Below are 24,372 nucleotides of genomic sequence, written 5' to 3' on the forward strand. Positions count from 1 at the left end.
AACAGCCGGATTATATATAATCTTGGCGATGTTGCCTATCTATATATATCTGTTTGACAACCTTTTTGGAGCGGCTATTGTCTTCTCCAGAATGGCGAGAGCGCCTGTTGCGCGTGCCTGTCTCTGAGAGGGGGTATCATGACTTTTTCTAAATCCGGCTGGCTTTCAGGACTGGTCCTGGCTGGCGCGTTCGTGGCAAGCGTGGCTACGGCCGCAGCCGATCCGATCCGCATCGGCATCGCGAATTTCGGCGAACATCCGCAGCTTAATGCGTCCATCGCCGGGTTCAAGAAAGCCTTGTCCGAAAATGGCTTCGTCGAAGGCAAGGACGTCGTTTATTCGGAAAGCCACACCAATTTCGATGCTTCGCTGGTGCCGCAGATGATCGCCAAGCTTCAGGCGGAGAATCCGAAGATCATCTACACCGTGACGACGCCGGTATCGCAGATCGCGATGAAGGCGCTGGCCGGTTCGGGCATCGATATCGTGTTCACGGCCGTTACCGATCCGGTTGCGGCGAAGCTGGTTCCTTCGTGGGATTCCGGAGGCGACGGCATCACCGGCTCCAGCGACCTTCAGGACATGGCGGCCGTGATGAAGTTCACGCATGAGCTTCTGCCCAATGCCAAGAGGTTCGGCGTGCCTTACAATCCGGGCGAGGCCAATGACGTGGCGCTGCTCGAAAAGGTCAAGGAAGCCGCGCCCGCTGCCGGTTTCGAGGTCGTTTCGGTCGGCGTCGATAATGTGAACGACATCCAGCAGCGCATCGCTTCGCTGGCCGGCAAGGCCGACGTCATCTACACGCCGGCCTCGAACCTTCTTCAGCCGGCGATCGCGGCGGTTTCGGCGGCAGCCCGCCAGGCCGGCATCCCCATCGTCAACTCCGATGACGGCGCGGTCCGCAGCGGCGTGGTGCCGGCAAGCTTTGCCGTGAACTACGAGCAGGTCGGCGAGAACGCCGGCAAGATTGCGGCGCAGATCCTGAAGGGTGCGGACCCGAAGAGCATTGCGCCTTCGAGGCCAGCCTATGCAGACCATGCGCCCTTGATTTCGCGTAAGGTCGCCAAGGAATTCGGCATCGAAATCCCGGCATCCTTCGACAATTGCAACTGCTTCGCGGACTGATCCAGCGAACCGATCAATGAATGGCGGCGACCGTGTCGCCGCCATTTTTTCAAACCGGTTGCGGTTGCACGGAGGGGGCAGATGCTGGAAATCCGATCGGCCCGAAAGGTCTTCTATCAAGGCCGGGCGGATGAAAAAATCGCGCTGGACGATCTCACCCTGACATTGGCCAGCGGCGACTTCGGCGTTGTCATCGGCTCCAACGGCGCCGGCAAAAGCAGCATGCTCAATGCCATTTCCGGCTCGCTCATGCTGGATTCAGGCCAGATCCTCATCAATGGCGACGATGTGACGGCAACGCCGGTGCATAAGCGCGCGGCGCGGTTGGCGCGTGTGTTCCAGGACCCGATGCGCGGCACCGCCGCGTCCATGACGGTCGCCGAAAACATGCTGCTTGCCGACCTTCGCAGCACCAAGCGCAGCCTGCGCCTTGGTCTCAACGCAACGCGGATGGCGACCTATCGGGAGCGGTTGGCGGTGCTCGGGCTCGGGCTCGAAAGCCGTCTTGACACAAAGGTGGAACTGCTTTCCGGCGGCCAGCGCCAATCGCTGTCGCTCATCATGGCGGTCAGCGGTTCGCCCGATCTGCTGCTGCTCGACGAGCACACGGCGGCACTCGATCCGCGCACCGCCGACATCGTCATGAAAGCGACCATCCGAACCGTGGAAGCCTTGAAATTGACCACGCTGATGGTGACGCACAACATGCAGCACGCCATCGATTTCGGAAACCGCGTCATCATGCTGGATGCGGGACGCGTGCGTCTCGAAATCACCGGCGACGAAAAGCGCGACATCACGGTGACGGACCTGATCGGTCATTTCTCGGTCAAGACCGACCGTATGCTGCTGGCGAGTTGAGCATGGGTTTTCTTGAAGAAACGCTGTCGAGCTTCATCGCGCTGATCCCGGTCACGCTCGCGCAAAGCTTCATCCTCAGCTTCGTCGTGCTCGGCATCATGATCCCGTTCCGCATGCTCAGCTTTCCCGACCTGACCAGCGAGGGCGCGTTCCCGCTTGGCGGCTGCGTGTGCGGGGTGGCGCTTGCCGCCGGCGCGTCGCCGCTGACGGCCATCGCCGCAGCGCTTGCCGCCGGCTTTGCCGCTGGCTGCTGCACGGCGTTCATCCATCTGCGGTTTCGCATCCATACGCTGCTCGCCGGCATCCTGATCCTGACGATGCTCTACAGCGTCAATCTGCGCATCATGGGCCGCTCCAACCTGTCCGTGTTCGGCAATGCCACGGTGTTCGACTGGGTGCCGGGCTTGCGGGAAGGCTTTCCGGCCAGCAAGATCGTGGTTGCCGGCATCATCAGCGTAGCCGTGCTCATCCTGCTTTGCCTCTATTTTAAGACTGAGAAGGGCACCGCCGTGCGTGCTGTCGGCGCGAACCCCGACATGGCCGAAGCGCAGGGTATCAATGTGTGGGCCGCCACCATCGGTGGCATCGGGCTGGCTGGCGCGTTCTCGGCAGGCAGCGGCGCGCTCATGGTGCAAAGCCAGGGTTTTGCCGACGTCAATATGGGCCTCGGCATCCTCATCAACGGCCTTGCCGCGCTGATGATCGGCGAGGCGATCACGGGCAAGCAGACGGTGCTGCGGCAGTTGCTCGCCCCGTTCGTCGGCGCGATCGTCTACTACCAGCTCGTTTCGCTGTGTCTTGCCGCCGGCATGCCGCCGCCCGATCTCAAGCTCGCCACCGGCATGTTCGTGCTCATCATGCTGGCCCTGCCGAGCCTGAAGCTCAATCGCGGGCCGGCAGCGGCGCGAGAAACTTTTCGCGAGTAGCTGGAAGTATAAGCATGCCCAAACTACCCGACCAAGCCGCCGTCGAAGCGCTGGACGCCGCCGATCCGCTTCGTGCGTTTCGCGACAGGTTCATCCTGCCGGACGGGATCATCTATCTCGACGGGAACTCGCTGGGCGCGGCATCTCCGGCGGTGTTCGCCGAACTGCAAAAGGCGGCCACGGAGGAGTGGAGCCAGGGGCTTATCCGCAGCTGGAACACGGCCGATTGGTTCGACCTGCCGCTGCAACTGGGCGACCGGATCGGCGGCCTGATCGGTGCCGCCGCCGGCCAGACGGTGGTTTGTGACACGACGTCGATCAACATCTACAAGGTCCTGCACGCCGCACTCGCCTTGCGACCGGAGCGCCACGTCATCGTTGCAGAGGGCGGCAGCTTTCCGACCGATCTCTACATGGCCGAGGGCGTCGCCTCGACCCGGCCCGGCACGACGCTGCGGCTGGAGGGCGTCGATGCGCCGTCGATCGAGGAATTGATCGACGAGCATGCCGCCGTGGTCCTGGTCAACCACGTCAACTACAAGACCGGCGAATTGCGCGACATGGCCGCGTTGACCCGCAAGGCCCACGCGGCGGGTGCGCTCATCGTCTGGGACCTTTGCCACAGTGTCGGTGCGCTGCCCGTGGATCTCGACGGTGCGGACGCGGATTTCGCTGTCGGCTGCACCTATAAATATCTCAATGGCGGGCCGGGTTCGCCTGCCTTTATCTATGCCGCGCACCGGCATCATGCCGGCATCGTCCAGCCGTTGAGCGGCTGGTGGGCGCATGCGCGCCCCTTCGCCATGGAGCGCAATTTTTCGGGCAGCGAAGGCATCGGACGCTTCCAGTGCGGCACGCAGCCGATCCTGTCGCTGCGCGCGCTGAAGGGCGCGCTCGACATCTGGGACGAGGTAGACATGGCGGCCCTGCGCCGCAAGAGCGTCGCCCTGACCGATCTGTTCATCGAATTGGTCGAGGTGAAATGCGGCCGGCATGGCGTCTTGCTGGAAACCACGCGCGATAGTGCGCGGCGCGGCAGCCAGGTTTCGTTCCGGCACGACAATGCCTATGAGGTCATGCAGGCGCTGATCGAGCGCGGTGTCATCGGCGATTTCCGCGCACCCTCGACCCTGCGCTTCGGTTTCACGCCGCTTTACACGAGTTTTCGCGACGCATGGCAGGCGGCGACCGTGCTGGAAGAAATACTGGAAAGCGGTTTCTGGCAGGACGCGCGCTTTGCCGTGCGCGCGGCGGTGACCTGATCCGGCGACTGCGGGCTCCGCCGCCCGCAATCTCTCAGCCGCCTGCGAGTATCGGGGGACTTCGCCATGACCGCACCACGCCGCCCGACACTTGACGAGATCGCCGAGGCGCGTGCGCGCATAGAACCCCATTTTGTGCGCACGCCGCTGGTAAAACTCGACCTCGGGCTGCCGGGCCGGCAAATCTTCCTGAAACTGGAGACGCTGTCACCGATCGGGGCTTTCAAGCTCCGTCCGGCGCTGAACGCCGTGTTGTCACGCGATCCCGCGACCCTCCGCGACGGCGTCGCGGTCACCAGCTCCGGCAACATGGCCTATGGCATGGCCTTCGCCGCGCGCCTCGTCGGCGTGCCGATGGTTGCCTACATGTATCGCGGGGCGCCGCAGACCAAGATCGATGGGGTGCGGGATCTCGGCGGCGAGGCGCGCTTCATCAGCGCTGAGACCTGGTGGGACTACATCATCGGCGCGGACCGGCCGAATGCGCCGGAATTGCTGATCAACCCGGTGACCGACCAGGCGGTGCTGGCCGGAAACGGCTCCATCGGCATGGAAATCGTCGAGGACCTGCCCGATGTCGACGTGGTGCTGACCCCCTATGGCGGCGGCGGCATGACCACCGGGGTGGCCAGCGCGGTCAAGGCCGTTTCCTCACGGGCGCGTGTCTTCGCGGTCGAAGACGACAGCGCCGCCCCGGTCCGTGCTTCGCTTGAAGCCGGGCGGATCGTGACGGTGGAGACCCGTCCGTCCTTTATCAAGAGTATCGGCGGCCCGTCGCTGGTGCCGCAGCTCTGGCCCGTCGTGCGCGACCTGATCGACGGTGCCATCGCCGTCAGTCCCGCTGAGGTGGCAGAGGCGATGCGGCTCTTGTTCAGGAAGGCGAAAATCGTGGCCGAGGGGGCGGGCGCAGCCTCGCTCGCTGCCGCGATCGCGCGGCCCGATCTGACGGGCAACGTCGTCTGCGTGATCTCCGGCGGCAATATTGACGCGGCGGCCTATTCCGTGGTGCTCGGGGGCGGCATTCCGGCGGCTTGAGCCCAAGAGATCAGACGCCGAGATAGCGGTCCTGAAGTTCTGGCGTCAGCGCATCCGGTCGGCCTTCGAACACCGACATACCCTTTTCCAGGATGACGCAGCGGTCGGCCACGGGCAACAATTCGGACAGCGTCTTGTCGACCACAAGGATGGACTGGCCCGCCGCCTTCAACTGGCGAAGTGCTGCCCAGATGTCCTGCCGGATGACCGGGGCCAGGCCTTCGGTCGCTTCGTCAAGGATCAGCAGGCGCGGGTTGGTCATCAGCGCGCGGCCGATGGCCAGCATCTGCTGCTCGCCGCCGGACAGGGTGTTGGCGTATTGGCTGCGCCGTTCACCGAGACGCGGGAACAGCGCGACGACGCGCTTCAGGTTCCAGTCGGTGCCGCGCGCGGCGACCAGAAGGTTTTCCTCGACGGTGAGATTGGGGAAGCAGCGCCGTCCTTCAGGCACGAGCCCCAGCCCCAGCCGGGCGATGCGGTGCGCTTGCAGGCCGGAAAGGTTGGTGTCGGCAAAGTCGATGGTGCCACTACGGGGCCGGACCAGGCCGAGGATCGAGTTGATCGTCGTCGTCTTGCCCATGCCGTTGCGGCCCATGAGGGCGACGACCTCGCCGTTTTCGACGGTCAGGTCGACGCCGAACAGCGCCTGCGAAGCGCCATAGAAAGTTTCAAGGCCGCGAAGCGCAAGCAGGCTCATGCCGCTTCTCCGAGATAGGCCCGGCGCACCTCGGGGTTGGCGCGGATTTCGTCCACGGTTCCGGTCGCGAGGACGCGGCCATAGACGAGCACGGAGATGCGGTCGGCCAGTGCGAAGACGGCGTCCATGTCGTGTTCCACCAGCAGGATCGGCGCTTGCTGCCGCAACCGGTCGAGGAAGCCGGTCAGGTTTTTGGAGCCTTCCGGTCCCATGCCGGCCATCGGCTCGTCGAACAGGAACGCTTTTGCGCCGATGGCCAGCGCGATGGCGATTTCCAGTTGCCGGCGCTCGCCATGCGAGAGTTCTGCAGCGGGAATTTTCGCCCGCGCGGCCATGCCCACCTGTTCCAGCACGGCCATGGCCGGCTCGACCAGCGTTTTGTCGGTGTTGACGGGCCGGAAGAAGTGGAAGCTCGAACCTTGCCGCGCCTGTACTGCCAGCATGACGTTGCGCAGCGCCGAAAATTCCGGCGCGACCGACGATATCTGGAAACTGCGCCCTAGGCCGCGCCGCGCCCGTGCCGCCATGTCGAGCCCGGCCATGTCCTGCCCGAGAAAGCGGATCGCGCCGGAATCGGGGGTGAGCGAGCCGGAAATCTGGTGGATCAGCGTGCTTTTACCAGCCCCGTTGGGGCCGATCAGCGCGTGGATTTCACCAGGTTTGAGGTCGAGCGTGATGTCGTCCGTCGCCTTGAGCGCGCCGAATGTCTTGTTGAGATTTTTGATTTCGAGGATGGGCTCAGCCATGGCGCGCTTTTCCCGCTACAAGGCCAAGCAGTCCCTGCCGCGCGAACAGGACGACGCCGAGCAGGATCAATCCGAGAAAGAACTGCCAGTGTTCGGTGATGCCGCCCAATACGAATTCGACCAGCACATAGACGATGGCGCCGGCAACAGGCCCGAACAGGCGCGCCTTGCCGCCGAGGATGATCAGCACGATCAGTTCCCCGGACATCTGCCAGGACAGCATGGAGGGGCTGACGAACCGGTTGAGGTCGGCAAACAGCGCGCCGGCAAGGCCCGTCATCATCGCCGAGATGACGAAGGCGACCAGTTTTATGCTGAAAGGCGAGATGCCGACCGCGGCCAGCCGTGTCGGATTTTGTCGTGCCGCTTCCAGCGCTGAGCCGAAACGCGAGCCGCGCAGTACGGAAAAAAGCGCCAGCGCCAGCATCAGCACGGTGAAGCAGATCAGGAAATAGGGCAGGGGTTGCGCGGTGTTGACGCCGGGAAAGCTGTTGCGGACATAAAGCGACAGGCCGTCCTCGCCGCCATAATCGGGCCAGGAAACGGCGAAATAGTAGATCATCTGCGCGAAAGCCAAGGTGATCATGATGAAATAGACGCCGGATGTGCGCAGGCTGATGATGCCGATGGGGATCGCCACAAGGCCACAGACGACGATGGCCGCCAGCAAGATGACCGGCATCGACGTGGTCGCGGGCAGGCCGAACAGCACGGTCTCGCCGTTGAAGGCGTGCGTCGCCAGAATGCCGGCGACATAGCCGCCAAGGCCGAAAAACGCGGCGTGGCCGAACGATACCAGACCGCCGAGGCCGAGCGCGATGTTGAGGCCAAGTGCCGCCAGCGCAAGGATGACGATGCGGGTCGCCAGCGTGACATAGAAGGTTTCGCCGGCGAGAGACGCGCCGATCGGCACCGCCAGCAGCAGCAAGGCAAGCACGCCGTTGATGAGGCTTTGGCGCGCCGGCATCATCCGTGCCCCGCAAACAGGCCGCGTGGCTTAAATGCCAGGATCAGCGCCATGACGATGTAGATCAGCATGGAGGCAATGGCCGCGCCAACCATGTTGGCTTGCGCTGAAGGCAGCGCCAGCGCCAGAAGTTTTGGCAAAAGAAAACGCCCCATCGTATCGACCGTGCCGACGAGAATTGCGCCGACCAGCGCTCCCTTGATCGAGCCGATACCGCCGATGACGATGACAACGAAGGCGAGGATGAGCGCCGGTTCGCCCATGCCGACCTGCACCGACTGCAACGCGCCGACCAGCGCGCCGGCCAAGCCGGCCAGCGCCGCACCCAGCGCAAAGACGACGGTATAGAGCGTACGAATATCGACGCCGAGCGCCGCGATCATTTCACGGTCGGTCTCACCGGCGCGGATGCGCATGCCGAGGCGCGTGCGCGATATCAGCAGATAAAGGCCGATGGCTACCACGATGCCGACGCCGATGATCGCCAGCCGGTAGAGTTGGTACTGGCCGCCGCCGGGCAGCGGCACCGCGCCTTGCAGCAGCGGTGGAATGTCGAGATAGAGCGGAAACGAGCCGAACACCCAGCGCGTGCCTTCCGACAGGATCAGGATCAGCGCGAAAGTGGCGAGAACCTGGTCGAGATGGTCGCGGTCGTAGAGGCGGCGAATGACCACGATCTCCATGATCGCGCCGGCCGCTGCGGCAGCCGCGAGGCTGGCGGCAAGGCCGATCCAGAACGAACCGGTGGCCGCCGCCACGGCCGCACAGGCAAATGCCCCGATCATGAACAGCGAGCCGTGGGCGAGGTTGATCAAGCCCATGACGCCGAAGATCAGCGTCAAGCCGGCCGCGATCAGGAACAGCATGACGCCAAGCTGCAACCCGTTCAGCAATTGCTCGATCAAGAGGGCGGTGGTCACGGGGTTTTTCGCTGTATGGTTTGCGGGATGGAGAGGGCGGTAGGACGGATAGGGCGGAGAAGACCCCCGCTCCGCCTCGCTTTGCTCGGCACCTCTCCCCCTCAAAAGGGGGGAGGAAAGAGGTGGCGGCTTTTCCTCTCCCTTTTGAGGGGGGGAGAGGTGGTTTGCGAAGCAAATCGGAGTGGGGGTAATCTTCAATGCTTCCCGTAAACGGGGAAGATTTGCCTACATCTTGCAAAGTTCGGCATAGGCGTCGCCGTGCTTCTCGAAGGCCGTGCCGATGATCTTGTTGGTCAAGACGTCGCCTTCCTTCACCACCTCGCGGACATAGATGTCCTGGATCGGGTGGTTGTTGGTGTTGAAGGTGAACGAGCCGCGCACGGACTTGAAGTCAGCCGCTTTCAGCGCCGCGCGAAAAGCGTCTTTGTCCTTGACGCTCGCCTTGGACATGGCCGAGAGGATCAGATTGGCCGTATCCCAGCTTTGCGCCGCGTAGATCGAGGGCAGGCGCTTGTATTCGGCCTGGAAGGCACTCACGAACGCCTTGTTGGCCTCGTTGTCGAGATCGTGCGACCAGCTTGCCGAGTTCTTGACGCCGAGCGCGGCGTCGCCGATCGCCGGCAGCACGTCCTGGCTGAAGGAGAAGCTTGGGCCGAGCACCGGAATGCCGACACCCGACTGCGCATATTGCTTCATGAAGGCGATGCCCATGCCGCCCGGCAGGAAGAAAAACACCGAGTCCGCACCCGAAGCACGGATCTGCGCGATCTCGGCGGCATAGTCGGTCTGGCCGACCTGCGTGTAGAGTTCGCCGGCCAGTTCGCCCTTGTAATACCGCTTGAAGCCGGTCAGCGAATCCTTGCCGGCCGGATAGTTGGGCGCGAGGATGAAGGTCTTCTTGTAGTCCTTGTTGGCGTATTGCCCCATCGCCTCATGGAAATTGTCGTTCTGGTACGCGACGTTGAAATAGTTCTTGTTGCATTTAGCGCCGGCGAGCGCCGAGGGGCCGGCATTCGGCGACAGGTAGATGACATCCTGCGCCACCGCGTTGGGCACCACCGCCATGGCGAGGTTCGACCAGATGATGCCCGTCATCAGATCGACCTTGTCGCTCTGGATCATCTTTTCGGCGATCTGCACGGCAAGCTCGGGCTTCTGTGCGTCGTCTTCGATGACGAGTTCGACATCCTTGTTGCCGGACTGTTTCATGGCCAGCGTGAAGGCGTCACGCATGTCGACGCCAAGACCGGCGCCGCCCCCCGAAAGCGTGGTGATGACGCCGATCTTCACCGGTTCCGCCTGGGCCAGCCCCGACGCCGTCATTGCAAGGCCAAGCAGGCTGGCCGTCAAAATACTACGCATAAAATTCTCCTCCCGATTTCATTTGGCCGATATCCCCTTTTGGGGATTTCCGATTGTTATAGCCGGGTGCGAACTTTCCAGAGTTCCGGGAACAGTTCAACCTCCAGCATCTTTTTAAGGTAGGAAACGCCACCGGTTCCGCCGGTCCCGCGCTTGAGGCCGATGATGCGTTCGACGGTAGTGACGTGGTTGAAGCGCCAGCGGCGGAAATAGTCCTCGAAATCGACCAGTTTCTCGGCCAGTTCGTAGAACATCCAGTAGCGGTGCGGGTCGCGATAGATCGTTTCCCACGCGGCAAGCACCTGCTCGCTCTCGCCGCGTGTTTCGCGCCAATCGGTGCGGGTGGCGTCCGCGCCCATGTCGAAGCCGTTGCGGGAAAGAAGTAGGATGGCTTCGTCGTAGAGCGAGGGCTGGGCGAGGATCGTCTCCAGCCTTTCCAAAATGTCCGGGCGATGGCTGTGCGGCCCGAGCATCGCCAGATTGCGGTTGCCGGCAAGGAATTCGATGGCGCGGTACTGCCACGACTGAAAACCGGACGATTGGCCGAGCGAATTGCGAAACTCGGTGTATTCGCTGGGCGTCATCGTGCGCAGCACATCCCAGGCATTGTTGAGCTGCTCGAAGATACGCGCCACCCGCGTCAGGATCTTGAAGCAGGGCCGCACGTCGTCTTTTCGCAGCGAGCCGACCGCGAAATGCAGTTCATGCAGTGCCAGCTTCATCCACAGTTCGGAAACCTGATGCTGGGCGATGAACAGCATCTCGTCATGGGCGCTGGAAAGCGGTTCCTGCGCGTCGAGAATCTTTTCCAGGTGCAGATAGTCGCTATAGGACATACGCTCCTTGAACGACATCTGCGCGCCCTCGGTGGAGGGGTCGTAGCTCATTGCGCGCGCTCCAACCGCAACCGGAATCGCTGGATCTTGCCGGTCTGCGTCTTCGGCAAGGCGTCGAGGAACTTGACGGAGCGGGGATATTTGTAGGGCGCGATCGTCGCCTTGACGTGGTCCTGCAGCCGTTTGACCATCAGCGCGTCGCCGGCAGCGCCCTTGACCAGCACGACATAGGCTTCGACGATCTGGCCACGCGCCTCGTCGGTGGCACCGATGACGGCGCATTCGACAACGTCGTCATGCGCTAGAAGAGCCGCCTCCACCTCCGGCCCGGCAATATTGTAGCCGGCGCTGACGATCATGTCGTCGGAGCGGGCGGCGAAGTGGAAGAAGCCATCCTCGTCCTGAAAGAAGGAATCGCCGGTCAGGTTCCAGCCGTCGCGGACGTAGTTATGCTGGCGGTCGTCGGCCATGTAGCGGCATCCGGTCGGGCCGCGCACCGCCAATTTGCCGATCGTACCGCGCGGCGCTTCCTGCATGGCGTCATCGACGATGCGCGCTTGATAGCCGCCGACCGGCTTGCCGGTCGAGCCGGGTTTCATGTCCTCGAACCGGTTGGAAATGAAGATGTGCAGCATCTCGGTCGCGCCGATGCCGTCGAGGATCGGCTTTCCGGTCTTTTTTACCCATTCCTCGAATACCGGGCCGGGCAGGGTTTCGCCGGCCGATACCGCGACCCGCAGCGACGACAGGTCCGCACCCTCGTCCATGGCCTTCATCATGGCCCGGTAGGCGGTCGGCGCGGTGAAGCTGATCGTCGCCTTATAGGTCTCGATGATCTCGATCATGTTGGGCGGCGAGGCGGTTTCGAGCAGCGTCGCGGTCGCGCCGAAACGCAGCGGGAAGATCGCCAAGCCGCCAAGGCCGAAGGTGAAGGCAAGCGGCGGCGATCCGACGAAGACATCGTCGGGCGTGACGCCGAGCACGTCCTTGGCATAGCCGTCGGCGATGATGAGCAGATCGCGGTGGAAATGCATGGTGGCCTTCGGCGTGCCCGTGGTGCCGGAGGTGAAGCCGAGCAAAGCGACATCGTCGCGCCCGGTCTTGACCGCGTCGAAGCGCACCGATTTGCCAAGCGCCAAGCGGTCCAGTTCCGCGTCATGGTTCGCCGTGCCGTCGAAGCCGATGACCTTTTGCAGGAAGTCGCTGTCCTTGGCGCAGGCGACCATCTCGTCCATCAGACGGGTGTCGCACAGCGCCAGGCCGATCTCCGCCTTATCGACGATCTGGGCCAGTTCGCCGACGCGCAGCATGGGCATGGTGTTGACGACGACCGCGCCGGCCTTGGTGGCGGCCAGCCAGCAGGCGACCATGGCCGGATTGTTCGCCGAGCGGATCAGGATGCGGTTGCCGGGCTTGACGCCATAGTCCTCGACCAGCGCATGCGCCAGCCGGTTGGTCCAGTCCGACAGTTCCTTGTAGGTGCGGCGGCGGCCATTGCCGATCAGGGCGGTATTGTCGCCAAAACCCTTGTCGACCATGCGGTCGGTCAGTTCGACCGCAGCGTTGAGGTAGTCCGGATACTGAAAATCATCGAGCAGGAATGTGGGCCATTCGTTCGACGGCGGGAGATTGTCGCGCGTGAACGTGTCCGTATGCGCCGTTGGCCCAAGCATGATCGCGATTTCCTCCCATCGACTGACGCCGGCGCATTCTCCCTGTCGATGCGCCGCCTTCGTCGATCCGGAAATCATGGCACCAGCCGAAAATTATTTCAAGCCTAAAGCTTTTTGTGGCAGGGTGATTTTGACGACTTAGCGGCCAGCCGCGGAACTGCTATGGCCAACTGGCAAGCAATATCGGGAGGGGATCAATGTTTCATCGGGTGGAGAACTGGAGCGACGCCTATACCAACAGCGCGCATATTGCCGGCGGCGAGCGTTGGCCGGCGGCATGGGTCGAACCCGCCCAGAATTTCCGCGATGCCATGAGTGCTGCCGGGCAGGCGAAGCTCGACATTGGCTACGGGGACGGCGCTCGTAACCGCTTCGACCTGTTCCTGCCGACGGGCGATCCGCGTGGTCTGGTGGTGTTCGTGCATGGCGGCTACTGGCTGGCGCTGGACAAGGGTTTCTGGTCGCATCTGGCCGCCGGGCCGGTCGCGCAGGGCTATGCAGTGGCCGTTCCCTCCTACACGCTTTGCCCGGCAATCCGCATCGCCGGCATTACCAGCGAGATCGGTGCAGCCATTTCAGCCGCCGCAGCGATGGTTGCCGGTCCGATCATGCTGACCGGGCATTCCGCCGGCGGCCATCTGGTCAGCCGCATGATCTGTGCGAACTCGCCTCTGACCGGCGACATTCGCAGCCGCATCCGTCATGTTATGTCACTCTCCGGCCTTCACGATCTGCGGCCGTTGATGGGTACCGGCATGAATGAAGAATTGCGCATCGACGAGGCCGAAGCGCTGGCCGAGAGCCCGGCTCTGCTGCGGCCGATGGAAAACGCCCGCGTTACCTGTTGGGCGGGCGGCAGCGAGCGGGCGGAATTCCTGCGGCAGAACGCCCTTCTGGCCAATATCTGGACCGGTCTCGGCGCTGCGACCAATGTCGTCGTCGAGCCGGACAGGCACCACTACAATATCATGGACGGTCTGACCGATCCGCACCACCCGCTGACGCGGGCCTTGGTGGAATGCCCGTGACGTTACAATTTTTGTCCTACTCTCAGGCGGCTTTCGCGCGGAGGATGCTGGCGGGCGGCGCTGCGATGGGATCGGCATTGTGGCAGAACCGGCCGAGCCGCTCGATCAGCACGCGGCGGGCGTGATGCGGCGTTAGCGTGTGGTCGGCTGCTTCAAGCGTTAACCGGTCAACACCGCGCATCGCCCGAAGGCGCTCGCCGTTCGGGCCGAAATGGCGGTCGATTTCCTCCAGGCTGAGGTCGCCTTGCGAGGTGACGAGCAGGATTTGCACACCGCGATTGGACAGCGCCTGCATCCAGCCTGCAACCGGGGAACCGTGCAGAAGCTTCAAGGGATGCAAGCGGAGCAGCATCGTCTTGGCTACTTCCAGTCCGCGCCGGATGGTGTGCCGCGCCAACCGGGACACCCCGGCGCGCAACCGCGATTTGTTCTTCGCAGGAGCGATTTCCTTCAAGGTGCTGTGGCTCTGTCCAAACGCAACCTTCGACGTCTCGTAGGTTTTCCAGACGGCCAGTTCCAGCGCGTAGGAACTGTTCCAGGAAAAGCACAGCGGATTGATCATGACGAGCCTCGTCACGCGCTTGTCTGCGCGCGCCGCGTGGAACGCCTGGAAAGCGCCGGAGCATGTGCCGACCAGGCCGATGCGCGAAAAGCCTGCCCTCTCCATCCAGTCGACCGCGCGGATGACGGCAAGCTTCGTGCGCTGGTCGTAGAGGAACACCCGCCCATCTGGCGGGCCGTCGCTCAAGCCCAGCCCCGGCAGGTCGATCCGCAGCGAGGCGATGCCTTTCGCTGCGAGCGCGCGGGTCGCCTCGACCGTGCCGCGCGCCCAGCCGACATGCGGAACCCCGCCGGCGTTGAGGAAGATGAGAGGATCGGCAGCCTGGTCGCCGTCAGGGCGGCAAAGGACGCCGCGGATCGGCAGGTCGCCGGCGACGACGACCGGCTGCTCGTGGTAGCCGTCGCCGCGCAGGATTTGCGGTTCAAAAGAAGGGGTCTTCACGTTATTGCCGCGTGCCGAACCGGCATTGCCGGCTACCCAGGCTGCACAACGCTCCAGCGTGCGCATCGGGATCTGGTTGGCGGTGGGATCGCACATCAGCAGATTGTAGCCGTCGAATTCGCCGAACTCGATGGCGTTCTGCGGCATGCCGTCGATTGCCGGTCGCTTGCCGTTGGTGAAGATCATCACCTTGGACGCGGCGGTTCCGGCCAGGTCATTTTGCCAGTTCAGCACCGAGAGATCGTCCAGCGTTTCGTGCGGCAGCCGAAACCCGGCCACTTGAAGGCCGTCGAAAGCGTCGGGCGCGCCGCTTGCGGCAAGAGGGGCGTCGATCATGCGCGAAAGCGCGGTCATCTCGCGCACATAGGCCCTGCCGGAAGAAGGCGGAGCCAGCAGCATCAGGCCGGCCACGTCGTCGCGCCGGGCCGCCGCCAGTGGAGCAAGCAGCGCGCCCAGCCGGAAGCCGACGAGGATGACGTCTTGCACGCCCGTCTCCTGCTTCAGCCTGTCGGTGGCATCGCCGATACTTTTCACCCAGGCTTCGACCCGTCCGGGCTGCATGGTATCGCCGGCGGAATTGCCGCAGCCGGGATAATCGAACTGGAGCACGGGGCAGCCAGCCGCAGCGATCCGGTCCGCGAGCAGCTTCAGGAAGTGGCGGCTGCACAAATCCTCGAAACCGTGCGCCCCGGCAATGACGACGCCGCGACTGCCGGGGGCGTCCGTCAGCCAGCCGATTGCGTTGTCGAATACGATCGATCTCATGAAACCGCCTCGGCGTTTCGGGTTTCCCCGCTTGCCACCGGCTCAGGCGTGGAGGGCCGATAGGCGATGTCGCGGTCGGCATTGATGGCGCTTACGGTGCCTGACGGGCTGCCTGCCATTGGCCCGATGAGGCGGACGATTTTCTCGCTGCCCGGCACGAGATGGAAGCCGTTTTCTTCAGCCCGGAACATTTCGTCGCGAATGTCGACGTGATAGGCCGCGCGCCGGCAATCCAGCGCCATCTGCCATCCGGCCGGCGTGCGCTCCACCCTTGCCGAAAGCCCGACATCGCGCCTTCCGGTCATTGTGCCGGGCAGGGCGTGGAAAGCCTCGGCAATCTTGTCGCCATTGTCGGGCACGAAGCGCGCTACCGTCATTTCATGCCCGGCGGGGCCGAACCGGTAGGCGTAATTCATGTCGAAGAAGGCGCCGAGCACGTCGAAGCCGGACAGCGTCAGTGCTCCATGCGCCTCGACGTGGACGGGTTTGCTTCCCTTTGCCACGGTCACGGTTCCATCGCGCAGGCAGGTGAGCGACAAGTTGCCTTGCACCGGCTCGGGACCGTCATTGACGAGATGGACCTCCAGTCCGTTGACGCCCTCGTCGGACAGGATCAGCCGCAGCGGCTGGAAGGCGCGCTTCAGCGCATGCCAGACCGATTTCGGCCTGCCCGTGGCATCAACGACGCCCCAGCCGGCACCGATCTGCAAATCCTTCCAGAACCAGACCAGTGCGCCGGCCGTCGGCGAGCCGGGCCGACGCCACTCGTCGATGGTGCGTTCCATTACTTCGGCCGTCACCGCACGCGACAGGTCCAGATAGCGGGCCGGGTCCTCCCGGCGCAGGCGGCGGGCATCGACATCGAACAGCGTTTCCAGATAGTGCTCGCGAATATCCTCGAAATCCCAGGATGCCGAGGCATCGCGCGGAACGGCCGCCTTCCAGCGTGGATCGTGCACCGGCGGAACGGGAAGGTGAGCATCCAGCGTCGCCTGGTCGGGCACGTTGGCGAAGGCCAGGCATTCGCTGCCAAAGCGCACGCGAGCGCGGCGCGCGTCCTCCAGCGGCCGGCAATATGCGCCGACTCCGTAATAATGGGTCGGCCCGCCATTGGCGACGAAGGGCAGGCTGCCACCCGACGGCGAAGACGGGACAAGCACGAGGTCGGGCCGCAGGGCCTCCGCCACCGGGCGCACCACCATGTCGAACCACGGCGTCGGATCGACATGCGTGGGCAGGCCGAGCATTGCAGCCTGCTGGGCAATCTCGCTGCCGCCGCACAAAACAGTTAGCGACGGCGAATGCGAAAGCCGCTTGAGAAGACCGGTCACCTCGCGCGCCAGCTTATCGCACCAAGCCGCGTCCTTGGCCGGATAGTCGAAATTGGCAAGCATCAGATCCTGCCAGACCAGGATGCCCATTTCGTCACAGAGCGCATGGAAGGCATCCGATTCATAGACGAAGGTGCCGCCGAGGCGAAGCATGTTGACGCCGGCCTCGCGCGCCAGTTCGAGGTCGTGTTCGATGGCCGCGCGGCTTTCCGGCAGGCGCGCCGGGTCCGAGGGCGTCCATACCGCGCCGCGGCAAAAGATAGGCACGCCGTTGACGACTAGGCGGAAGTCTCGGCCCTCGACGCCACGGTCGAGTTCGATGTTGCGGAAGCCGACGCGGCCGATAGTGCTGCGCACCGCGCCGAAAATGGCTGTCACCGCATGCAGCGCCGGCTCGCCGTAGCCGGCAGGCCACCAGGGCGCTACATCGGGAATATGAAGTGTGGCCGTGAGGCGGGTAGGGCTCTCCCTATCCAGCGCTGCCGTTACGCCCGCGCAGGTGACGGTCGCCTGTTCTCCGGCATCGAGCGGTTCGGACAAGGTGATTGCGACCGACAGCTTGCCCGTCTCCCCGTCCAGTTCAGCTTGAAGCGCGGTATCGACAATATGCGGAACAGTATGGTCGCGGACGAGCTTGATCGGCCGCCACGGTCCGATGGCGTCGAATTGCGGGCACCAACTCGGCAGGTGGCCGATCAGCGTCGTGCGCACCAGCCGTAGGCGCTGGTCGCCGACCATGCGCGGCCGCCAGCGGGCACGCGGTCCCGTCACGCCTTCCAGATGGCGGTCGAGGCTGCGGAAAGCGATGGAAAGCTGCTCGCCGCCGGCGAGGTCGACCGGCACTTCATGCGCCTCGAACATCGATGTCGATGTGAACAGAAGGCGGTCGTCCAGCCAGACTTCGGCAATCGTCGCCAGACCCTCGAATACCAGGCGCGCTGGGCCGCGCGCGTCGAGCCTGCAGCGATACCAGATGTCGCGATCATGCAGCGGGGCAGGCGCTTTGTGATCCCATCGCCCGTGCCTTTCGAGCGTGCCAGCCACGGTTCCGGGACAATCGGCCTCCAGCCATTCGGCATCGCGGTCGGTGGCGGTGGGCGAGGGCCACGCGCCGGCGTCAGAGACGGCCAAAAACCATCCCTGTTCCAGCCGTTCGGCAGCGTCGCCCATCGACACCGAAGCGTCCATCCCAAGCTCCCCAGATGCGACCCACATGGCCGCGCGATGCTAAGCCGCCTTCAAAATGCCCATGTCCGACAGTTGTTCGTCCAGCGAAACCATCGCCGTGTCGTAGGCCCTTGCCATCGGCTCGATCAGGTCGGCAAGGCCATCGAAGCGCTGGCGGGCCATGGCGCGGGCAAGCTTGAACTGCATCGCCTTGGCGACATCGGCTATCCGCTCCGCGGCCTCGGCAGGCTCGGCGAAATCGATCTCGGCGTGGCGTCCCAACCATGCGAGGTGGCTTGCCAGTAATTCGAAGTTCGCGCCCACCTGCCGCAGCGTGTTGAAGGCATAGGTGTGGAAGTATTCGGGCGCGCGGCCCGCCAGGGCCTTGGCGTGGTCTTCGAATTCCGAACCATAGACCGCAAGCGGGTTGCGTTTCGGACGCCGCGACAAATGATGGCCAAGCAGGGAAAGGGCTGCGGAAACCGTATCCTGTGCGGGGCGCGGCGCATCGAATTTCACGAACTCGGCATAGGGAAACAGTGGCAGGCCGTGCGCGTCGGCCTCGCTTCTCGTGGCAAAAATGCCGTCATAATCTTCTCCCTCGAGGGCGAAGAAGCCATCATTGTGAAAGTAGTTCATCCGCTTGGCCTGCGGATCGAGGCCGTTGATGCCGATGGAGGTCTTGGAGTGCCCGATCTGGTAGGTGATGCCGCGCGTGTCGGGCAGGTAAAAGGCATCAACCTCGATCAGCGGCAGGCGGCCGCGCTCGATCTGTACAAGCAGATGATCTTCCAGCCGGTCGAACAGCGCCAGTTCCTGAATGTCCAGCCCTGCCAGCCGCTGCAGGTCGGCGGTCGGAAACTTGAAGAAGGTGAACTGGTCGCCTTCATAATCCTGCGCCACCGTGAAGCCGAGGGCCGCGACCGGGTCATGTCCCGTTGCGGCCATGATCTCGATCAAGAGATCAACATAGCAGTTGGTCTGCGGCCAGCGCCGTTCCGGGTCGTGCAGGGCATGCGGCCTGTAGGCGGTCGGATCGAGATTGGCGATGGCCTGCCGCATGTCAGGCACCCCACAGCACGGCGCGAACGGAAGCCGGCCACGCCTCGATGTCGGGGCCATGATGGCGAAACAGCGCAAGGGCCACGCGCTCCAGGCCGAAGCCGACACAGGCCGAATGGCAGGTGCTGCCGTCGGCGAATTTCAGGCCCCAGGTCTGGCCGAAATGGTCCTGATGGTAGTTGAAGCTCAGGCAGGCAGTCGGGTTTTCGAGGCTCGACACGGGGATGAGCAGTTCGAATTTCAGGCCCTGGTCGCGCTGGCTGTTGGCCATCATCTTGCCGCCACGGCCGAAGAACGGATCGTTGGCCACATCCACGTCGCAGGGCAGGCCGAGTTGCTCGATCATCGCCTTGCCGCGCGTCAGCCAGCTTTCGCGGAAGGCGTGGACCTGCTCGGCCGTGCCGATCTTGACGAATTCGCGCATGCGGAAAAGCTGCATCCGTGCCGGGTCCTGCGACGGCTCATGGCGGAAGCAGTAGGACGACAGTTCGAACAATACCCCCTCGGCCGCCACCGGGCCGCGCGCGGCGACGGTCGGATAGAGCGGATAGCAGGCAGCCGGCGTCAGCGCGACATCGGTGGCCTTTTGCATCTCCGTCCAGTCCTGGCCGTCTTCCATCATGCCCAGCAGCGAGGCATGCTCGCGCTCATTGCCCATGAAGGAGTGCACGCAGCCGGCAAGCTGCGGAAAGCTCTTCATATAGCCGCTCTTCTCCAGAGTACGACGGCTCATGCCAGGGGGGAAATGGATGCGCGTCGCCTTGTCCGGCGCGCCAAGGCGCGTGACCAGCCGCTCGAAGCGCTCGATCACTTCCTCGAAGGCGCCGGAGCGGCCGTAAAGGCCATCGACGCCGGTTTCGAACAGGATGCCGTTCTCGAACAGATTGTCGAGCAGCGTCTTTGCATCGAAGGTCTTGGCGTCCATGTCAGTGTCCCAGCGTGGTATCGAAGCGGCTCATCAGCATGAGCGTCGCCGTGTTGGAAAGAATGCGGTCGTTCGAGATCATGATCGGTGCGGAGGTGACGTCGCGCATATGGCGGCCGACGCTGAACGGCGTGCCGTTCTTGTAGCCGAGGATGCCGTTGATCAGCATGGCAAGGCGCACGACCTCGCCGGCCTTCTCGCTGGAGGCCACCTTCAAGGCGTTGATCTCGGCTGCAAAGCCAATCGAGGACAGTGCGTCGTCATTGCCGCGCGCGGCGTCGAAACAGTGGATCGCGGCTGTCAGATGTCCTTTCATCTCCTGCAGCTTGGCGGCCGCCTCGGCCAGACGCAGCGCGCCGGGCGGCATGGTGTCGGGCTGCTTGCGCGCCGCCGCCTTGACGAAGGCCTGCGCCCGGTTGAAGGCGTCGGCGGCAATGCCGAACCAGGTCGCCGCCCAATAGATGTGCGAGCTTGCCAGCATCGACTGCGCGGCGATCTCGGAAAACGGTTTTGGGAATATCTGCTTCGCATCGCCAGACGCTTCGAGGTGAAAGCCGTCCGAGCAGGTGCCGCGCATGCCAAGCGTATCCCACACCGAAGTGCGCTCCAGCGAGCGGTTGGCGTCGTTGGGGATGACGACCATGATCTGGTCGGAGCCGGCGGCATCCGGCGCGCGCCGGGCGGTCGCCAAAATGGCGTCGGCGTAATTGCCATAGGAAATGACGGTGGCTTCCTTGGTCAACGCGAAGCGCCCGCCGGCAACCTCGATGGCGCAGATCGAATTGCGCAGATTGCCGCCAATGCCGGCTTCCGTCGTCGCCGAGGCCATCAGCAACTGCTCGGTGGCGATGCGGCGCATATAGGCGCGGTGCCAATCGCTGGTGATGCCGTGCATGACGAAACTCGACGTCTTGATCTGGTGCATGGCGTAAATCATGGCGCTCGAGCCGCAAGCCTGGCCAAGCTGGACGATCAGGTCTGCGATCAAGAGCGTTCCGACGCCCTCGCCGCCATGATCGGCGGGAATGGCGATGCCGAGCAGGCGTTCCTGTTTCAGCGCGTCGATCGTCTCCTGGGGAAATCTGCCTTCATGGTCGACGGCATCGGCGTTCCGGGCAGCCACGAGCGCTACGCGATGCATGCGCTCAGCGGCCGAATCTCTCACCGCGGCCGATGCCGCGGTGTCGATTTTTTGAAGGACATTCATGGCCGTTACGCCGCTTTGCGCGTCAACTGGGCGATGGCGTCCGCAACATTGGCCAGCGACGAGAACGTACGGCGCGTCAGCATCGTCTCGGGGAACTCAATGTCGAATTCCTCTTCGAGCGCCAGCATCATCTGGACCGAAGCAAAGGAAGTCAGCCCCGCATCGTAGAGATTGGCATCGTCGGAGAGGGCCGCGATGTTCAGCGGAATCGACGGATGACCGGACAATAGCGTGCGAACCTGGTCTATCATGGAAGTGCCCATTTCTGTTGTCAGTGATTGCTGGCGGCAATCTGACCTCATAAGGCAACCATGACGTTAACGCGCCGGGCTACGTTCAAGCAATATTAAGGAATGGTAACAAAGGCCCCGTCAAATTTAGATATGCTTGCGTGCATGCACGGGCGGCGCGCCGGAGAAGCACCCGGCTCCGGTTTCGCGACAAGGGCGCACGCCAAAGCAAGCTGCCGCGACCATCCGTTCGAATGTTCGCGGCAGGCCTACATTTTTCCTGCCGCCTTTTATCAGGCGGAAGGTCGGCGTTCTCAGGCGGCCTTTGGCTTGCGACCGCGCTTTGCCGGTGCAACCGGTTCCGGCTGGGCCGGCTTGCGGCCGAGGCCCATCTTCTTGGCCAGCGCGGAGCGCGAGGCGGCGTAATTGGGCGCCACCATGGGATAGTCGTGCGGCAATCCCCACTTCACCCGGTATTCATCGGGCGTAAGCCCGAACTGAGTCAGGTGACGCTTCAGGGATTTGAATTTCTTTCCGTCTTCCAGGCATATGATGTAGTCCGGAAAGACAGACTTCTTCGGATTAACTGCCGGTACAGGCGCTACCGTTTCGACTTCCGTGACCCGTCCAAGTCCCGAGAGGGCTGCGCTGACATTGGCTATCAACGCGGACAGTTCGGAAGTGGGAAGCGGATTATTCGAAACGTAGGCAGAAACGATATCCGCCGTCAGTTCTAAATGTGCTTCATTCTCGGCTATGGTATCGCTCATCATTGACTTTTCTTTCGATACTGGCCCCACCGTCGCTCCGTTTAGTGCTTGTTTTGCCAAAGCTCAACCCACGCAATGCGTTTTGGCCACTTGTTTCCCCGTTGATTGCGGGTTTCACCTTCCCATAATCGGAGTGTGGCAAAGATAACACTTTCTATACCCGAGATCGAGGTGGAAACTTCATCTTGTTTTGCATCGACGATGTACCGCAGTATCCCCTTAAACGAACGGTACGTCACGCTTGCCTAATGACTTCGATCCAGTTCGTCACGCTTAGCCCTCCCTGGCCGTATGGCGATAGTAGGCTACGCCCGACGGAGAATGCTTACCCCTGAATTCCCAAGTCGAAACGTCCCATCGGCAGTCGTAGCATCGGCCGAACCCGATCCTCGTCAGCGCGGCAGAACCCTGTCGGGAAATGGATCGGCAGGGTGTCGACATGTCGTTTATGCTTGCCCAACTCCTGTGCACTTTCGCGTTGACGGTGTTGCTCGTCGCATGGCTTCGACAGGCGGCGGTGCCGCTTGGCCTGCTGGATGCTCCCGACGCCAGAAAGCAGCATGACGGCAAGGTCCCGCTTTGCGGCGGAATCGCGGTGTTCCTGACATGGGGCGCTGTGGGATACGGCTGGTCAACGAATTTCCCCATCCCGGCAGGACTGTTGCTGGGGCTTGGCTTGCTCGTCCTGGTCGGGATAGCGGACGATAAATGGCGGTTGCCGCCTTGGCCGCGACTGGCCATGGAGACGCTTGCCGCTGTCGTCCTGATCGCCACCGCCGACATTTCGGCCATCAATTTCGGGCTCGGCCCGGTCTTCGAGCCGACAGGGCTGGGCTATGCGGCCATGCTGGCGGTGCTGGTCGTTTTCGCGGTCGGTACGATGAATGCCATGAACATGATGGACGGCATCGATGGCCTCGCCGGGGCAAGTGCATCGGGCGCGCTGTTCTGGCTGGCGCTGATGGCTTCCTATGCCGGACGACCTGACCTGGCGCTGCACATCCTTCTCCTGCTTGCGGCGACCATCGGATTTCTGGTGTTCAACATGCGCAATCGCTGGCGGGCCAAGGCCGCCGTGTTTCTTGGCGAGGCAGGCAGCATTACGTTGGGAGGGGCCCTGGCCTATTTCGTCATTACCCTCGCAGGCGGTCCCGGCGGCCTGCCGCTCCCGGCCTTGTTGTGGGTTCTGGTCGTGCCGAGTATCGACATGGCCAGCCTCGTCGTGAGGCGAATTCACGCGCACAGAAGCCCTCTTTCACCCGACCGGTGGCATATGCACCATCTGCTTTTGCAGATGGGTTTTTCTCCAGCCGCCGCCGCAGGGTTGATCGCCGCCGCGTCCGGCCTGTGCGGAGCCATCGCCTATCTGGGCATCGTTCTCGACATTCCCGGACCGCTGATGGTCGCTGGTCTGGCCGTTCCCGTGCTCGTGCACACGGCCGTGGTCTGGTCCGCCACCCGCGACGCGCAGGTCAAGGCGGAAGCCCGCAACTGGATAGTCAACAGGCTTGCCTCCGCGACGGGCCGGCCCTCCGGAGGTTCAGCATGAACTTGCAAGTCTTACCCGCATCGCCCGCCCGCCCGTCGACGGCCATCGGTTGCCCTTCCGTCCTGATCCTAACGCTCAACGAAGAACGCAACCTTCCAACCTGCCTGGAGGCCGTGGCGTGGTGCGACGACATCGTCGTGCTGGATTCTTTCAGCAGCGACCGGACGGTCGAGATCGCCAAAGCGGCAGGGGCGCGCGTGTTCCAGCGCGTGCACGATAGCGAAATCGGCCAAAGGAGTTACGGCCTGACCCAAATTCCGTTCAAGAACGCCTGGCTCTACATGCCGGATGCCGACGAGATCACGACGCCTGAACTGCGCGACGAGATCCTGTCGGTGACGACCGACCCGATGCCGCGGGAATCGGCGTTTCGCGTGCGGTTCAAGGTCATGTTCATGGGCAGGTGGATCAAGCACAGTTCGCTTTACCCGACCTGGGTCGTGCGCCTCGTTCGGCCGGCCGAAGTGCGTTTCGAACGGACCTTCCACACGGCCTGCTACTGTGACGGAGGCGAGGGCGAATTGAAGGCGCTGCTCCCTCATTTCAGCTTTAATAACGGCATGAATGCCTGGTTCGCAAAGCACAACCGCTACTCCGAGCACGAGGCGCGAGAGGCGCTGGAGCACCGGCGCAAGTTCAGGCCCGATCCGTTTGGTCTTTTCAGCCGCGATGCGCGCATGCGCCGGCGGGCAATGAAGCAGCTTTCCTACTGGATGCCGTTTCGGCCGACCTTGCGGTTCCTTTACATGTATGTGCTGCGGCTGGGCATTCTCGACGGAAAGCCCGGTTACACCTATTGCCGGCTGATCGCGGCCTATGAGCAGATGATCGTCGTCAAGATCGCGGAATTGCAGCGGCGGGAAAAAGGCCTGCCGATATGAATGCAGTCCTGCCGCCACTCGCGGGTGGCGCCCGCTCGTTTGCC

22 protein-coding genes are annotated in these 24,372 nt (G+C 63.2%); 8 read left to right on the forward strand and 14 right to left on the reverse strand.

Annotated features, from left to right (window positions below; translation table 11 throughout):
- The first annotated feature begins 138 nt into the window (after positions 1–138).
- The 5 genes from ACX3P1_RS02790 to ACX3P1_RS02810 all read left to right on the forward strand — a co-directional run bounded on the left by ACX3P1_RS02790 (position 139) and on the right by ACX3P1_RS02810 (position 5,209).
- Entirely contained in the window at positions 139–1,125 is a 987-nt protein-coding gene (locus ACX3P1_RS02790) for an ABC transporter substrate-binding protein (RefSeq protein WP_459078017.1), read from the forward strand.
- A gap of 81 nt (positions 1,126–1,206) precedes the next feature.
- Positions 1,207–1,986 carry an ABC transporter ATP-binding protein gene (locus ACX3P1_RS02795; RefSeq protein ID WP_459078018.1) on the forward strand — a complete coding sequence of 260 codons (780 nt, stop codon included), beginning with the start codon at positions 1,207–1,209 and terminating at the stop codon, positions 1,984–1,986.
- Between the two features lie 2 nt (positions 1,987–1,988).
- Positions 1,989–2,912, forward strand: coding sequence for an ABC transporter permease (locus ACX3P1_RS02800; protein WP_459078019.1), 924 nt, complete (start codon positions 1,989–1,991; stop codon positions 2,910–2,912).
- A gap of 14 nt (positions 2,913–2,926) precedes the next feature.
- The gene (gene kynU, locus ACX3P1_RS02805; protein ID WP_459078020.1) at positions 2,927–4,174 is read left to right on the forward strand and encodes a kynureninase; all 1,248 of its coding nucleotides are present in this window, start codon (positions 2,927–2,929) and stop codon (positions 4,172–4,174) included.
- A 66-nt stretch (positions 4,175–4,240) separates the two neighbouring features.
- The gene (locus ACX3P1_RS02810; RefSeq protein ID WP_459078021.1) at positions 4,241–5,209 is read left to right on the forward strand and encodes a threonine ammonia-lyase; all 969 of its coding nucleotides are present in this window, start codon (positions 4,241–4,243) and stop codon (positions 5,207–5,209) included.
- A 10-nt stretch (positions 5,210–5,219) separates the two neighbouring features.
- On the opposite strand, the gene ACX3P1_RS02815 is transcribed toward ACX3P1_RS02810, so the two are convergent.
- The 7 genes from ACX3P1_RS02815 to ACX3P1_RS02845 form a co-directional block, all read right to left on the reverse strand.
- Positions 5,220–5,906, reverse strand: coding sequence for an ABC transporter ATP-binding protein (locus ACX3P1_RS02815; RefSeq protein WP_459078022.1), 687 nt, complete (start codon positions 5,904–5,906; stop codon positions 5,220–5,222).
- A complete protein-coding gene (locus ACX3P1_RS02820; protein ID WP_459078023.1) occupies positions 5,903–6,652 on the reverse strand; it encodes an ABC transporter ATP-binding protein in 750 nt (249 codons plus the stop codon). The genes ACX3P1_RS02815 and ACX3P1_RS02820 overlap by 4 nt, the downstream gene beginning before the upstream one ends.
- Positions 6,645–7,622, reverse strand: a complete 978-nt coding sequence (locus ACX3P1_RS02825; RefSeq protein ID WP_459078024.1) for a branched-chain amino acid ABC transporter permease — start codon at positions 7,620–7,622, stop codon at positions 6,645–6,647. Before ACX3P1_RS02825 ends, ACX3P1_RS02820 begins: the two co-directional genes overlap by 8 nt.
- Positions 7,619–8,539, reverse strand: a complete 921-nt coding sequence (locus tag ACX3P1_RS02830; RefSeq protein ID WP_459078025.1) for a branched-chain amino acid ABC transporter permease — start codon at positions 8,537–8,539, stop codon at positions 7,619–7,621. The genes ACX3P1_RS02825 and ACX3P1_RS02830 overlap by 4 nt, the downstream gene beginning before the upstream one ends.
- A 225-nt stretch (positions 8,540–8,764) precedes the next feature.
- The gene (locus ACX3P1_RS02835) at positions 8,765–9,901 is read right to left on the reverse strand and encodes an ABC transporter substrate-binding protein (RefSeq protein ID WP_459078026.1); all 1,137 of its coding nucleotides are present in this window, start codon (positions 9,899–9,901) and stop codon (positions 8,765–8,767) included.
- Between the two features lie 56 nt (positions 9,902–9,957).
- Positions 9,958–10,788, reverse strand: a complete 831-nt coding sequence (gene kynA, locus ACX3P1_RS02840; RefSeq protein WP_459078027.1) for a tryptophan 2,3-dioxygenase — start codon at positions 10,786–10,788, stop codon at positions 9,958–9,960.
- Positions 10,785–12,410, reverse strand: a complete 1,626-nt coding sequence (locus ACX3P1_RS02845) for an AMP-binding protein (protein ID WP_459078028.1) — start codon at positions 12,408–12,410, stop codon at positions 10,785–10,787. Before ACX3P1_RS02845 ends, kynA begins: the two co-directional genes overlap by 4 nt.
- Before the next feature lie 197 nt (positions 12,411–12,607).
- Between ACX3P1_RS02845 and ACX3P1_RS02850 the strand changes: the two genes are divergently transcribed.
- Entirely contained in the window at positions 12,608–13,438 is an 831-nt protein-coding gene (locus ACX3P1_RS02850; protein ID WP_459078029.1) for an alpha/beta hydrolase, read from the forward strand.
- Positions 13,439–13,460: 22 nt separating this feature from the next.
- Here the strand turns inward: ACX3P1_RS02850 and ACX3P1_RS02855 are convergent, their stop codons facing one another.
- From ACX3P1_RS02855 to ACX3P1_RS02885, 7 genes are all read right to left on the reverse strand, one after another.
- Entirely contained in the window at positions 13,461–15,206 is a 1,746-nt protein-coding gene (locus ACX3P1_RS02855) for an alpha/beta fold hydrolase (protein ID WP_459078030.1), read from the reverse strand.
- Positions 15,203–17,725 carry a glycoside hydrolase family 2 protein gene (locus ACX3P1_RS02860; protein WP_459078031.1) on the reverse strand — a complete coding sequence of 841 codons (2,523 nt, stop codon included), beginning with the start codon at positions 17,723–17,725 and terminating at the stop codon, positions 15,203–15,205. Before ACX3P1_RS02860 ends, ACX3P1_RS02855 begins: the two co-directional genes overlap by 4 nt.
- Before the next feature lie 39 nt (positions 17,726–17,764).
- Positions 17,765–18,766 carry a DUF1839 family protein gene (locus ACX3P1_RS02865; RefSeq protein ID WP_459078032.1) on the reverse strand — a complete coding sequence of 334 codons (1,002 nt, stop codon included), beginning with the start codon at positions 18,764–18,766 and terminating at the stop codon, positions 17,765–17,767.
- 1 nt (position 18,767) lies between these two features.
- Positions 18,768–19,691, reverse strand: a complete 924-nt coding sequence (locus tag ACX3P1_RS02870) for an amino acid--[acyl-carrier-protein] ligase (RefSeq protein ID WP_459078033.1) — start codon at positions 19,689–19,691, stop codon at positions 18,768–18,770.
- Between the two features lies 1 nt (position 19,692).
- Positions 19,693–20,898, reverse strand: a complete 1,206-nt coding sequence (locus ACX3P1_RS02875; RefSeq protein WP_459078034.1) for an acyl-CoA dehydrogenase family protein — start codon at positions 20,896–20,898, stop codon at positions 19,693–19,695.
- Between the two features lie 5 nt (positions 20,899–20,903).
- Complete coding sequence (locus ACX3P1_RS02880; protein ID WP_459078035.1) at positions 20,904–21,149, reverse strand: acyl carrier protein; 246 nt, start codon at positions 21,147–21,149, stop codon at positions 20,904–20,906.
- A 293-nt stretch (positions 21,150–21,442) separates the two neighbouring features.
- Positions 21,443–21,898 (reverse strand): Ros/MucR family transcriptional regulator, encoded by a 456-nt coding sequence (locus ACX3P1_RS02885; RefSeq protein ID WP_459078243.1) that lies wholly within the window; start codon positions 21,896–21,898, stop codon positions 21,443–21,445.
- Positions 21,899–22,337: 439 nt separating this feature from the next.
- Between ACX3P1_RS02885 and ACX3P1_RS02890 the strand changes: the two genes are divergently transcribed.
- Together ACX3P1_RS02890 and ACX3P1_RS02895 are read left to right on the forward strand one after the other, a co-directional pair.
- The gene (locus tag ACX3P1_RS02890; RefSeq protein ID WP_459078036.1) at positions 22,338–23,447 is read left to right on the forward strand and encodes an MraY family glycosyltransferase; all 1,110 of its coding nucleotides are present in this window, start codon (positions 22,338–22,340) and stop codon (positions 23,445–23,447) included.
- Positions 23,444–24,328, forward strand: a complete 885-nt coding sequence (locus tag ACX3P1_RS02895; RefSeq protein WP_459078037.1) for a glycosyltransferase family 2 protein — start codon at positions 23,444–23,446, stop codon at positions 24,326–24,328. Before ACX3P1_RS02890 ends, ACX3P1_RS02895 begins: the two co-directional genes overlap by 4 nt.
- Positions 24,329–24,372 lie beyond the last annotated feature (44 nt).

The sequence above is a fragment of the Mesorhizobium sp. A623 genome (assembly GCF_054489405.1).